We start from the raw sequence: 12513 nt of genomic DNA on the forward strand, positions 1-12513 counted from the left end.
GCGTGTGTGCTTCGCACGGCTGTCGGCAGGTCTTCGGGCTCGTGGACAGGCCGGGTTGCATCCGGGCACCTACTGGCCGTCGCTTCCCGGGGCCTTGAGCCCCAGTGCCAATGACGGCGGTCGTTTCCACATACCGCTGCGGGGCAGCGCCGGAGTCACACCGGCTTCCCTATTAAGCCGACCCGGGAGGGTGCGGCACCGACGCCGCACAAGCTATTGGGGTTCTTGCTGTGAGTCAACCCAAGATGTTGTGGTTGATCCCCTCTGCGGCATGGCCGTCAGCGGGCCGCTGCGGCTGCGCGCGGCGGCAGCACTCGTCCCAACACCCAGATCAGGCCGAGCGCCGAGAACAGGGTGATGAACATCAGGTGCAGGTAGTGCAGGGGCGTCCACCAGAAGGCGAAGCAGGCATACAGGGCGGTGCCGAATGCCAACGCGATTTTCGCTGCCCGCGGGTCGGGGCGCTGGAAGAACACCGCGGCCAGGAACACCGCCAGCACCGGCATCGAGTACAGGCCATTCAACTGCTGCAGGGTGGCGATGATGCTCTCCGCGTTCTGGTACAGCGGCACCAGGGCCACCGAAACCACCGTTGCCACCACGGCCACCGCTTGTCCGATTCTTCGCACGTTGGCGTGGGCGTCGATGTAGCGCACGTGCAGATCCAGCGTGTACAGCGCCGCCGCCGAGTTGAGAATGGAGTTGTAGCTGGACAGCACGGCGCCCGTGATCACCGCCGCGAACGCGCCCGACAGCCAAGGCGGCAGCACGTCGCCGACCAGGCGGCCGTAGGCCACGTCATCGACGTCGCCGTACAGCTTGAAGGCGATGATTCCGGGCAGCACCACGATCAGCGGCAGAATCAGCTTGAACGCCGCCGCCGCGTAGATGCCCTTCTGCGCTTCGCGCAGGGTCTTCGCCGCCATTGCCCGCTGCACAATCACCATGTTCGTGCCCCAGTAGAACAGGTGGGCGAAGAACATGCCGGTCAGCAGGGTGGTCCAGGGGATGTCCGAGTCAGCGTCGCCGATCAGGGTCAGGCGCTCGGCGGGGATGCCTGAAAGATCCCAATCGATCGCCGCCATCGCGAAGGCGGTGACCGTGAGCCCCATCACCAGCAAGCCGACGCCGTTGAAGGTGTCGGAAATCGCGATCGCGCGGAGGCCACCAAAGGCCGCATAGGCCAGTCCCGCCAGGGCGAACACGGCCGAGATGCTGAGCACCGAGAACTCCAGCGCGAACATCGACTTCATGAACACCGCGCCGGTGTAGAGCACCACCGGCAGCAGGATGAACTGGTAGCCGAACAGGAACAGCAGGCCCACGCCCGCGCGGATGCCGGCGTCGCCGAAGCGATGCTCCAGCAGTTCGGTCGTGGTCGTGCAGCCGTACTTGTAGTACAGCGGCACCAGCACCTTGGCCAGCACGATCAGGGCGACAAAGGCGCCGAACTCCCACCACGCCACCAGCGCCATCTGCGCGCCGTTCATGCCGACGATCTGCTCGGCCGAGATGTTGGTCAGCAGCAGCGAGCCGGCGACGATCGGCCAGGTCAGTCCGCCGCCGGCCAGAAAGAACTCGCGCGAGGCCTCGTTCGAACGCTCGGCGCGGCGGCAGCGCCACCAGGTCAGTCCGGCGACCAGAGCGGTCAGACCGATGAAGATGCTCCACTGCAGCGCGCCGCTCGACATGCGATGACTCCATGGCCGCCCCCGCGGCCCGCGGCGTACGCTAACCGCTGGGGCCGAGCCGCCCGTTGTGCAGCTGCGTTGAATACGTATTCACGAACTTCCCCGCGGAGCCTATGGCCGTCGAGACAGCCGACATCGAGATCCGCGTGCAGCGCATCGAGCAGCTGTTCGATTCGCTCGACCCTTCGCCCTTCCGCGAGAAGTCGCTGGACGTCGATTTCGAGACCTATCTGCGCGACTGCGCCGGTGAGCACTCGCCGGGCACGCGCCTGCGCCTGCACATCCAGGCGCCCGCCCAGCTGCGCGAGCGCGGCGCAGACATCGAGTCGGCCATCCGTGCCCACTTCCGCTTCCTGCTGCAGCAGGTCGAGCGTCGCCACCGCGCCAGTCAGCGACGCTACCGCGGGGTGGTGATCGTGGGCTTTGCCGTACTGGCGGTCAGCTTGGTGCTGCGCCGATTGATCGAGGGCTGGCACAGCGCCGGCAGCGAGGTCTTGATCGAGGGCCTGCTGGTGCTCGGCTGGGTCGCCCTGTGGCGGCCGATCGAAGTGCTGCTGTTCGAGCGTCACGAGGCGCGCCAGCACCGGCAAGTGCTGGCGGCGCTGGCCGACATCGAGATCGACTGGAGCGAGGTCAAGGGCGCAGGCGAAACACTCTGAGCCGGGTCGAGACGAACCTGGGAGCCTGCGCTGCAGAAGCCATCGACGCGACAGCGTGAATCGGGAGAACGGTCTCGACGATTCGCAGGCCTGTCGGGGGCTGCAGGCCAAGAACCAGCGGAACCACGGGCCGCGCAGTCGCCCTCTCGCCCGCATCGCTTCCGCCGCACGGGCTCCTCGCCCGCGCGGGGCCGAAACCGGAGCGGGCTGAACCCGGAGCGGCATGTCGCCCGTTCCGCGCTTGACGCCCCTTATGCTCAAACCTAGCATTACGCCCTCGTTATGCTCAGGTCGAGCATAAGTCGCGGCGGCTTCAACGCAGAGCCAGCGCCAAACGCCGCCGCGCGACCCGAACTCCGGAGTGCCCATGAGCCCAGCCAGCCTGTCGACCCTGCCCACCGCCGATGACGCCATGGCGCGTCGCCACGCCGCGCTGCGCGAGCGCACCCGCCCAGTGATCTCCGATGCCGAATGGGCCCTGCACCTGCCCTACATCGATGCGATCCAGCGCCTCAAAAAGGAGAAGCGCGCGGTCATCCTGGCCCACAACTACCAGACGCCGGAGATCTTCCACGGCGTCGCCGACATCGTCGGCGACTCGTTGGCGCTGGCCCAGCAGGCGGTCAACGTGGATGCCGACATCATCGTCATGGCCGGTGTCCACTTCATGGCCGAGACCGCCAAGATCATGAACCCGGCCAAGACCGTGCTGATTCCGGACACCGCCGCCGGCTGCTCGTTGGCCACTGGCATTACCGCCGAGGACATCCGCCTGCTGCGCCAGCGCTATCCCGGCGTGCCGGTGGTGACCTATGTCAACACGACGGCCGAAGTGAAGGCCGAGAGCGATGTCTGCTGCACCTCGGCGAACGCGGTGCATGTGGTCGAGTCGCTGGGCGTGGACCGCGTGCTGTTCCTGCCTGATCAGTACCTGGGCCAGTACGTGGCCTCGAAGACCCAGGTCGAGGTCATCCTCTGGCAGGGCAGCTGCGAGGTGCACGAGCGCTTCACCGGTGCGGAACTGCGCGACTACCGCGCAGCGCAGGGGGATGTGCACATCCTCGCCCACCCCGAATGCCCGCAGGACGTGCTGGCCGAAGCCGATTTCGTCGGCAGCACCGCGGCCATGATCCACCACCTCGACGCCAAGCGGCCGAAGCGCGTGGTCATGGTGACCGAGTGCTCGATGAGCGACAACGTCGCGGTCAACTTTCCGGACATCGAGTTCACCCGCCCCTGCAACCTGTGTCCGCACATGAAGCGGATCACCCTGCCGAAGATCCTCGACGCCCTGCGTCTGGGCCAGCACGAAGTGCAGGTCGACGCCGAGACCGCGCGCCGCGCCCGGCAGGCGGTGCAGCGCATGCTCGACATCGGTCGGCGCGAGGCGGCGTAGGCGCGATGCGCGCCGAGGTTCTGATCGTCGGTTCCGGCATTGCTGCGCTCAGCGCGGCACTCGCTGCTGCACCGCGCCGCGTGCTGATCCTGACGCCCGGGCGACTGGGTCTGGATGGTGCCAGCCACTGGGCGCAGGGTGGCATTGCGGCGGCGCTTGGCGCCGGCGACAGCCCGCAGCTGCACGCGCAGGACACCGTGGCTGCCGGCGCCGGCCACAACGACCTTGAGCGGGTGCATTCGCTCACTGCCGCTGCGCCCGAACTGATCGAGTGGTTGGCTGGACTCGGCGCGCGCTTTGATCGCGCTGCCGGCGGTGCCTTCAGCCTGGGCCGCGAAGCCGCGCACTCGGCGGGCCGCATCGTGCATGCACACGGCGACGCCACCGGCGCCGAGGTGATGCGCACGCTGTCGGCTGCGGCGCGTCGCGCCCCGCACATCGAGGTGCGCGAAGGCTTTGAAGCGCGCGCACTGCTGCATGCAGAGTCGCGGGTGACAGGCGTGCTCGCCGAGGACCGCAGCGGCCGCCGCTACGCGCTCACTGCAGGCGCGGTCGTGCTGGCAACAGGCGGCATCGGCCAGCTTTACCGCTACACCACCAACCCGGCCCATGCGGACGGCAGCGGCTTGGCGATGGCCCTGGATGTGGGCGCCGAGCTGCGCGATCTGGAATTCGTGCAGTTCCATCCCACGGCGCTGGCGGTGCGCGGGCTCGATCCCGCGCCGCTGCCGCTGCTGACCGAAGCCCTGCGCGGCGCCGGCGCCGTGCTGCTCGATCACGCCGGACGCCGCTTTCTGCTGGACACGCCCGGCGCCGAGCTGGCGCCGCGCGATGTGGTGGCGCGTGCGGTGTATCGGCAGCTGCGGCAGGGACCCGTCTGGCTGGATACACGTGCGGCAGTTGGCGCAGAGTTTCCGCAGCGTTTTCCGGCGGTATTCGCGCTCGCGCAGCGGCATGGTCTGGATCCGCGTATGGAGCCGCTGCCGGTAGCGCCGGCCGAGCACTACCACATGGGCGGCATCGTCGCCGACGCTGAGGGCCGAAGCGCGGTCGCGGGGCTGTACGCGATCGGCGAGTGCGCCTGCACCGGCGTGCATGGGGCCAATCGACTGGCCAGCAATTCGTTGCTCGAAGGTCTCGCCTTCGGTCGTCGCGCCGGGCTGAGGCTGGTCTGCGCTGAGCTGCCCGCACCGCGGCGCTGGCGGGCCACAGCGCTGGCCAACGAACCCGCCGACGCCCATGCCGTGCAGCTTCGGCTGCGCCATCTCATGTGGGATTGGGTTGGCATCGAGCGTGACGCGTCCGGCCTCGCAGAAGCGGCCGACTGGCTGGCTGCGACTCTGCCAACGGTCCCGGTGGGCAGCCGCGTGCATGCCCGCCTGCGGGTGGCGCGGGCCATCGTCGAAGCCGCCCGCGCCCGCGCGCGCAGCCTCGGAGCGCACTGTCGCGTGGATGATCTGGCCGGCGTCGAAGACGGGGGCCGCCGCCAGCGCGCTTGAGGGGCTCTGGCGCGGGATCGCAGCCACCTGGCCCGGCCTATACTCGGCGCCGTCATCGGCGGTCGGACCAGGGCATGAGCGAGCAGGGCGCGGACGCCGCGAAGGCCGTCGATTCGGCAACCGAGCTGGGCTTGCGCCGCGAGCTCTATTTCTTCGCTTTGTACCGCGCGCTCGAAGGTGCGCTGCTGGTCTTCGTGATGTTCAGCGCGTTCGCCGCCGATCTGGTGCAGCTGGACTCACCGGTCGTTGCGCGTGGCGCTGCGGTCAGCTATCTCGTGCTCGGTCTGGCCCTGGTCATCGCCGCCAGCCACCTGCGCCTGCGTCTGCAGCTGCAGGCGGCCGTGGGGCTCGCGCTCGACATCGGTATCGCCCTGCTGTTCTTCCATGTTTCCGAGGGCATCGACACCGCGATCAGTCTGATGATGCTGGTCAACATCGGCGCCGGCGCGCTGCTGCTGCCGCTGAAGACCAGCCTCAGCCTTGCAGCGATCATGGCCCTTGGCGGCGTCGCCGAGTACTTCCTGACCGGCTTCGGCACGCGCGGTGGTTCGCGCGACCTGATCGAGTCGGTGATGCTGGCGATCAGCTACTTCGCCGCAGCGGTCCTCTGCAACCTGCTGGGCCGGCAGATGCGCGAAGCCAACCGGCTCGCCGCGCAGCGCGGGGAGGATCTCGCCAACCTTTCGCAGCTCAACGAGCTGATCATCCGCCGCATGCGCACCGGCGTGCTGGTGGTTGATGCCGGCAACCAGATCCAGCTGAGCAACGAAGCCGCCTGGAATCTGCTGGGACAGCCTTCGCCCGCCGAGCAGTATCTCGGCACCGTGGCACCCGCGCTTGCCCGGCGGCTCGCTGATTGGCAGCGCGGCCGCGAAGGCGCCAGCCAGCCGCTGCAGCTGGCGGGCGAGGGCATCGAAGTGATTCCGCGCTTCGCCAAACTCTCCGCCAGCGACGGCCTGGTGCTGATCTTTCTGGACGACGCCAGCCTCGTCTCGCGGCGCGCCGAAGAGTTGACCCTGTCGACGCTGGGCCGGCTGTCGGCCAGCATCGCGCATGAGGTGCGCAATCCGCTGGCGGCGATCAGCTATTCCGCCCAGCTGCTGGAGGAGTCTCCCGACCTGCCCGAAACCGACAAGCGCCTGGTCGAGATCATCCTTTCCCACTGCCACCGCATGAACGGGATCATCGAGAACGTGCTCAATCTTTCGCGGCGCGAGCGCTCGCGCCCGGAGCAGGTCGATCTTTCGCAGTGGGTGCTGCAGTTCGTCGATGACTATCAGGCGAGCCATCACCTCGATCAGGATCAGCTGATTGCAGCTCCGCCGCCGCGGAGGCTGTATGTCGTCGTCGACCCGGCCCAGCTGCACCAGGCCGTGACCGTACTGGTGAGCAACGCCCTCAGCTATGGGCGCCTGCCGGGCGAGCCCGCACGCGTGACCGTCAGTGCCCGCCAGGCGCTGGACTACGGCCCGCCGGTGGTCGAGGTGATCGATCGTGGCCCGGGCATCCCCGCGAAAGTCGCCGCCAGCATCTTTGAGCCCTTTTTCACGACCCACGAGCACGGCACGGGGCTCGGCCTCTACATCGCCCGCCAGCTCTGCGAAGCCAACCAGGCCAGCCTCGAATACGTGCCGGTGCCCGCCGGCGGCGCCTGCTTCCGCATCACCCTGGCCAAGTCCCGCAGTTTTGCGCAGCCCCCCGGCGAGACGTAACCCGGACGGTGTCGTATCCTCACGCCGGCTTGAAGTCCGCTGCCCGCGGCGCCGCCGCTAAGCCCCGAATCCTGACAGGTGACCATGTCGACCACGCGCTGTGCCCTGATCGTCGACGACGAGCGCGATATCCGCGAACTGCTGGTGCTGACCCTGGGCCGCATGGGCCTGCGGGTCGAGACGGCGGCTGATCTGGCCTCGGCGCGCGAGCAGCTGGCGCGCCAGCGCTACGACCTGTGCTTTACCGACATGCGCCTGCCGGACGGCAGCGGCCAGAGCCTGATCGAGCTGATCTCGCAGAAGTATCCAGAGACGCCGGTGGCGATGATCACCGCCTACGGCAACGTCGATGCGGCGGTGAATGCGCTGAAGGCCGGCGCCTTCGACTTCGTCTCCAAGCCGGTCGACCTGCACGTGCTGCGGCGGCTGGTGCAGAGCGCGCTGCAGCTCGGTGAGCAGCGCCGCGCCCAGCTACAGCTGTCGGCCAACAAGCTGCAGGGCGACTCGCCAGCGATGCAGCAGCTGCGCGCCACCATCTCGAAAGTGGCGCGCAGCCAAGCGCCGGTTTACATCAGCGGCGAGTCCGGTGTCGGCAAGGAGCTGGTCGCCCGCCTCATCCACGAGCAGGGCCCGCGCGCCGAGGGGCCTTTTGTCCCCGTCAACTGCGGCGCGATTCCCTCTGAGCTGATGGAGAGCGAGTTCTTCGGCCACAAGAAGGGCAGCTTCACCGGCGCGCACGGCGACAAGGAAGGCCTGTTCCAGGCCGCGCACGGCGGCACCCTGTTCCTCGATGAAGTCGCCGAGCTGCCGATCCACATGCAGGTGAAGCTGCTGCGCGTGATCCAGGAGAAATCCGTGCGGCCGGTGGGCGCCAATGCCGAGCAGCTGGTCGACGTGCGCATCCTGTCGGCGACCCACAAAAACCTCGCCCAGCTGGTCGCCGAGGCCAAGTTCCGCCACGACCTCTACTACCGCATCAATGTGATCGAGCTGCGCGTGCCCCCGCTGCGTGAGCGCACCGGCGACATCCTGCCGCTGGCCGAAGCCATCCTGCGCCGGCTGGCGCAGGAGAATGGCGACCCGCCCTATCGCCTGAACGAAGACGCCGCGCTGGCGCTGAAGGCCTATCCCTTCCCCGGCAACGTGCGTGAGCTGGAGAACATCCTTGAGCGCGCGGTCGCTTTGTGCGACAGCGGCAGCATCGGCACCGACGATCTGCATCTGCCGCGCGCCGCCGCGATGTTCGCGCCCGAGGCCGGGCACGCCGCTCCGATCGCACCCGTCACGCAAACGGGTGTCCAAGCGACCTCGCCCGCTTCCGCAGCGACGGCTGTTGATGCGACGCCGGCGGCGCGCTCGCCGACCGAGCCATTGACCGACTTCATCGAGCAGGTCGAGCGCGAGGCGATCATGAAGGCCCTGGAAGAGTGCCGCTACAACAAGACCAAGGCTGCGGCGAAGCTCGGCATCACCTTCCGCGCGCTGCGCTACAAGCTGAAGAAGCTTGGCATCGACTGATCCGCCGACCTCGCCGACGCCTTACGCGGGGCTGGATCCGGCTAGCGTGATCGCCGCGGTCGAAGCGCAGGGCTACGCCTGCAGCGGCCATGTGTTCGCGCTCAACAGCTTCGAGAACCGCGTGTTCCGCGTGGGCCTCGACGATGCGCCGCCTTTGGTCGCGAAGTTCTACCGCCCCGGTCGCTGGGACGATGCTGCGATCGTCGAGGAGCTAGGCTTCACGCGCGAGCTCGAAGCGGCCGAAATCCCGGTGGTGGCGCCGCTCGCGCGCGAAGGGCAGAGCCTGTTCCGCCATCAGGGCTTTCGCTTCGCCCTGTTTCCGCTGCGCGGCGGGCTGGCCCCGGAACTTGATGCGCCGGCCACGCTGGAGCAGCTGGGGCGCGCGCTGGGGCGCCTGCACGAGGTCGGCGCGCGCGCGCCCTTTGTGCATCGTCCGCACATCGATCTGCTGAGCCATGGCGAGGCCCCGCTCGAGTTTCTGCTGGATCAGGGCTGGCTGCCCGCCGAGCTCGAGGCCAGCTTCGAGCGTACGGCCGAGGCCGTGCTGGATGCCGTCGAAGATGCCTTCGAGGAGTCCGCACCGCTGGCCGAGCTGCGCCTGCACGGCGACTGTCACCCCGGCAACCTGCTTTGGCGCGAAGGCCAGATCCAATTCGTCGATTTCGACGACTGCTCCACCGGCCCCGCCATGCAGGACCTGTGGATGCTGCTGTCCGGCGATCGCGAGTCGATGCGCCGCCAGCTCGGCGATCTGCTGGAGGGCTACACCCTGTTCCGCGCCTTCGAGCCGCGCGAACTCGTGCTGATCGAGGCGCTGCGCAGCCTGCGACTGCTGCACTACCACGCCTGGATCGCGCGACGCTGGGCGGATCCCGCGTTTCCAGCCGCGTTTCCGTGGTTCGAGGAGCGCGCCCACTGGGATCGGCTGCTGAATCAGCTGCGCGAGCAGCTGGATCTGCTGGAAGGGCCGCCGCTTAGGCTGTAGAGCCGGGATTCGGGATTCGGGATTCGGGATTCGGCCGAGCCGGCGCGTGCGCCGCGCTGCCGAGAGCGTCAGCGAATGGCCCAGCGCTGCAAGAAGTGCGTGGCCTCAATCCTCCACGGACGCGGCGCTCACGGGGCAGTGTCTGCTGCAGGCTTGAGGCCCGCGTCGCGCCGGTCCACAGTCGGCACACCCGACCACCGGAGCCGCCCATGCGCCACCTGTTCGCCCTGAGCCTGCTGCTCGCCACTGTCGCCAATGCAGAATCACCCAAGCCCTTGAGCAGCGCCGAGGTGCTGGCGCAGGCGCCGGCCGAGGCCTGGCGTGCAGTCGATCCGGAGAATCTGGTCCTGCTGGAGCTCGAGTCTGGCACGGTCTACATCGAGCTCGCCCCGGCTTTCGCGCCGAAGCACGCCGAGCAACTGCGAGGGCTGATCGCGCAGGACTACTTCAACGGCCTGGCGGTGCTGCGCTCGCAGGACAACTACGTCGCTCAATGGGGCGATCCGCTGGCCGACGACGTTGAGCAGGCGCGCGGGCGCGGCGAGCAGGCCGAGCGTCTCGCCGCCGAGTTCGATCAGGCCAGCGAAAGGGTCGGTGCTTTCACTCCCGTGCCGGATGGCGACGTCTACGCGCCCGAGGCCGGCTTCATCGATGGCTTTCCGGCGGCGCGCGACCCGGCCACGGGACGCAGCTGGCTGGCGCACTGCTACGGTGCGCTGGGCGCGGGCCGCGACAACCCGCCCGACAGCGGCAGCGCCGCCCAGCTGTACGTGGTGACCGGACATGCGCCGCGCCATCTGGACCGCAACGTCACCCTGTTCGGTCGCGTGCTGGAGGGCATCGAGCATCTGTCCAGTCTGCCGCGCGGACAGGCGCCGCTCGGCTTCTACACGCCCGCACAGGCCAAGCCGGCGGTGAAGACCATGCGTCTCGCCAGCGCAGCGGACCCCGCCGAGCGTCCTGGCTTCGAGGTGATGCGCACCGACTCCGACAGTTTTCGCGCCTATATCGAGTCTCGCCGCTTCCGCCGTGAGCCCTGGTTCGCGCATCCGGCGGGCCGCATCGAGGTCTGCAACGTCGGAATTCCGACGCGGCGCAGCCGCCATGCGGACTGACAAGGTCTGAAATCGCATACGACACTTTGGTCATATGCCGGCAAAAAACGCTGGCGGGCTTGACACAAACCGGCTACGTTCGATTCGTGTCGTCATATGCGGCGACGCACCAACCGGATCGGCCTTCCGGCCTGTACGGATCCGCTAGACCCCCGCACCACCCCAAGCACTCCCGGGCGCACAGCCGCCCACACCCGAGGTCACGACCATGAAATCGATTAATGCCGGCAACCCGTGTATTGCCATGTCCTACGTAGGCGGTTGGGGCTTTACCAGCGCCCATTGGTACACCCTCGACGCCAGCAGCGACAGCCAGCATCAGCCCTTGCGATCTCCCGGAACGACATCATGACCCTGACCCAGCTCCGCACCGTACTCGCCATCGTCGACTCCGGGCTCAACGTCACGCTCGCCGCCGAGCGTATCCACGCGACCCAGTCCGGCCTGTCCAAGCAACTCCGCCAGCTCGAATCCGGGCTTGGCTTCCGCCTCTTCAAGCGCCGTGGCAAGAGCCTCGAAGCGCTGACACCCGAAGGCCAGGAAGTCGTGCAGCGCGCTCGCCGCATGATTGCCGAAGCCGAACAGATCCGTGCGCTCGCGCAGAGCCTGAAGCGCGACAACGGCGGTGTCCTGTCCATCACTTCCTCGCCCACGCTTGCGCGCAGCATCCTGCCCGCGGCCATGTCGGTGCTTCAGGCCGAACAGCCGCAGCTGGTGATTCGCCTGCGCCACGCCAGCCGAGAGGATGCGCTCACCCAGCTCGCCACCGGCGATACCGATATCGCCCTGGTCAGCACCTCCACCGATGTCCCGCCCGGCCCGCTCGCGGTGCCCGTGCTGCGCTGGCAGCGGGTGGCGGTGGTGCCGCGCAACCATCCGCTGGCCGAACTGCGTCGGGTGAGCCTGTCCCAGCTCGCGCGCCACCCCTTGATCAGCTACGACTCGACGCTGGATGAGCGTTCGAGCCTGCGCCGTGCCTTCGCCTCCGCCGGCTTCAGCCTGCGGGTCGGCTGCACCGCCCAGGACAGCGAGCTGATCAAGAGCTATGTGCGCCGCGGCATGGGCGTGGGCATCCTCGCCGAGCTCTCGCTCGACGAGAACGACACCGATCTCGTTGCCCTGCCGCTTGGCCACCTGCTGCCGATCTGCACCACCTGGGCCATGCCCCGCACCGACCGCGCGCTGTCCGCCCCGGTCGAGCGCCTGCTGGCCCTGCTCGCCCCGCATGGCGACCGCGTCGCCGTGCGCCGCTGGCTCGCCGGCGACCGTCGCAGCGGCCCCGCTCCGCTCGAACCGGAGCAGGTGCCCGTGTGGCAGCTGCAGCGCCCCACGCCCGCCGTCAGCTCGCGCGCGGTGCTGGCTGCGGTGTGTGCTTGAAAGGCCGGGATTGGGGATTTGGGATTGGGATTCGTAGAAGCGAGAAGCCGGCGCGTCCGGCTCTCTCGCTTTATCGATTCCCCGTTGTGGTTCCGGTCTTCCAGAGATCCCGCGCGTTCATCGAAGCGCTGCTCTGAAGCCCCTCTCTCCTCGTGGGATGCGGAGGAGAGTGTTTGTCGGCTGCCGGTGGCAGCCGACACTCTCCGGAGCCCGAGCGAAGCGAAGGCAGGTTGTGGATAGGGGGCGAACCCGCCCCAGCCTTCGACTTTCCCGCTCTCAGCTCGCGTCCGGCGCGACAAAGCCCGCGACCGCGTCCGCCCCATCGCCAAACAGGAATTTCTCCATCTGTTCGCCCAGGTACGCCCGGTGCTTGGGGTCCATGGGGGACAGGCGGTTCTCGTTGATCAGCATGGTCTGGTGGGCCAGCCATTCGGCCCAGGCGGGCTTGCCGATCTCGCTGTACACGCGCTTGCCTAGCTCGCCCGGCCAGGGGGCGAAGTCGAGGCCTTCGGTTTCACGCTTGTGCTTCACGCAGAACACGGTGCGGGGCATGAGGGGCTC

General features: G+C 68.3%; 10 protein-coding genes and 1 riboswitch. Of the genes, 8 read left to right on the forward strand and 2 right to left on the reverse strand.

Annotated elements, in window-relative coordinates; translation table 11 throughout:
• Nucleotides 1–6 precede the first annotated feature (6 nt).
• A riboswitch (cobalamin riboswitch) is annotated at nucleotides 7–218 on the reverse strand.
• 60 nt (nucleotides 219–278) lie between these two features.
• Nucleotides 279–1691, reverse strand: coding sequence for a solute:sodium symporter family transporter (locus H4O13_00065; protein ID MBE5313780.1), 1413 nt, complete (start codon nucleotides 1689–1691; stop codon nucleotides 279–281).
• Between the two features lie 113 nt (nucleotides 1692–1804).
• Here H4O13_00065 and H4O13_00070 point away from each other — a divergent pair, with 113 nt between their 5' ends.
• From H4O13_00070 to H4O13_00105, 8 genes are all read left to right on the forward strand, one after another.
• A complete protein-coding gene (locus tag H4O13_00070) occupies nucleotides 1805–2350 on the forward strand; it encodes a hypothetical protein (GenBank protein MBE5313781.1) in 546 nt (181 codons plus the stop codon).
• Between the two features lie 367 nt (nucleotides 2351–2717).
• Nucleotides 2718–3746: a quinolinate synthase NadA gene (gene nadA / locus H4O13_00075; protein MBE5313782.1), complete on the forward strand. Its 1029-nt coding sequence runs from the start codon at nucleotides 2718–2720 to the stop codon at nucleotides 3744–3746.
• A 5-nt stretch (nucleotides 3747–3751) separates the two neighbouring features.
• Nucleotides 3752–5245 (forward strand): L-aspartate oxidase, encoded by a 1494-nt coding sequence (locus tag H4O13_00080; protein ID MBE5313783.1) that lies wholly within the window; start codon nucleotides 3752–3754, stop codon nucleotides 5243–5245.
• 74 nt (nucleotides 5246–5319) lie between these two features.
• Nucleotides 5320–6957 carry a hypothetical protein gene (locus H4O13_00085; GenBank protein ID MBE5313784.1) on the forward strand — a complete coding sequence of 546 codons (1638 nt, stop codon included), beginning with the start codon at nucleotides 5320–5322 and terminating at the stop codon, nucleotides 6955–6957.
• An 84-nt stretch (nucleotides 6958–7041) separates the two neighbouring features.
• The gene (locus H4O13_00090; protein MBE5313785.1) at nucleotides 7042–8475 is read left to right on the forward strand and encodes a sigma-54-dependent Fis family transcriptional regulator; all 1434 of its coding nucleotides are present in this window, start codon (nucleotides 7042–7044) and stop codon (nucleotides 8473–8475) included.
• Nucleotides 8462–9460, forward strand: a complete 999-nt coding sequence (locus H4O13_00095) for a serine/threonine protein kinase (GenBank protein MBE5313786.1) — start codon at nucleotides 8462–8464, stop codon at nucleotides 9458–9460. The genes H4O13_00090 and H4O13_00095 overlap by 14 nt, the downstream gene beginning before the upstream one ends.
• A gap of 209 nt (nucleotides 9461–9669) precedes the next feature.
• Entirely contained in the window at nucleotides 9670–10575 is a 906-nt protein-coding gene (locus tag H4O13_00100; GenBank protein MBE5313787.1) for a peptidylprolyl isomerase, read from the forward strand.
• 348 nt (nucleotides 10576–10923) lie between these two features.
• Nucleotides 10924–11952, forward strand: coding sequence for a LysR family transcriptional regulator (locus H4O13_00105; GenBank protein MBE5313788.1), 1029 nt, complete (start codon nucleotides 10924–10926; stop codon nucleotides 11950–11952).
• Nucleotides 11953–12228: 276 nt separating this feature from the next.
• Here H4O13_00105 and H4O13_00110 read toward each other — a convergent pair whose 3' ends face one another.
• The gene (locus H4O13_00110) at nucleotides 12229–12504 is read right to left on the reverse strand and encodes an oxidative damage protection protein (protein ID MBE5313789.1); all 276 of its coding nucleotides are present in this window, start codon (nucleotides 12502–12504) and stop codon (nucleotides 12229–12231) included.
• Nucleotides 12505–12513: the final 9 nt, after the last annotated feature.

The organism is Lysobacterales bacterium (assembly GCA_014946745.1).
Classification (GTDB): domain Bacteria; phylum Pseudomonadota; class Gammaproteobacteria; order Xanthomonadales; family Xanthomonadaceae; genus Aquimonas.

Bases quoted from the DNA above. Each gene is read 5' to 3' on its own strand.
- H4O13_00065 (MBE5313780.1), bottom strand. From the start codon at position 1,691: ATGTCGAGCGGCGCGCTGCAGTGGAGCATCTTCATCGGTCTGACCGCT.
- H4O13_00070 (MBE5313781.1), top strand. From the start codon at position 1,805: ATGGCCGTCGAGACAGCCGACATCGAGATCCGCGTGCAGCGCATCGAG.
- nadA (MBE5313782.1), top strand. From the start codon at position 2,718: ATGAGCCCAGCCAGCCTGTCGACCCTGCCCACCGCCGATGACGCCATG.
- H4O13_00080 (MBE5313783.1), top strand. From the start codon at position 3,752: ATGCGCGCCGAGGTTCTGATCGTCGGTTCCGGCATTGCTGCGCTCAGC.
- H4O13_00085 (MBE5313784.1), top strand. From the start codon at position 5,320: ATGAGCGAGCAGGGCGCGGACGCCGCGAAGGCCGTCGATTCGGCAACC.
- H4O13_00090 (MBE5313785.1), top strand. From the start codon at position 7,042: ATGTCGACCACGCGCTGTGCCCTGATCGTCGACGACGAGCGCGATATC.
- H4O13_00100 (MBE5313787.1), top strand. From the start codon at position 9,670: ATGCGCCACCTGTTCGCCCTGAGCCTGCTGCTCGCCACTGTCGCCAAT.
- H4O13_00105 (MBE5313788.1), top strand. From the start codon at position 10,924: ATGACCCTGACCCAGCTCCGCACCGTACTCGCCATCGTCGACTCCGGG.
- H4O13_00110 (MBE5313789.1), bottom strand. From the start codon at position 12,504: ATGCCCCGCACCGTGTTCTGCGTGAAGCACAAGCGTGAAACCGAAGGC.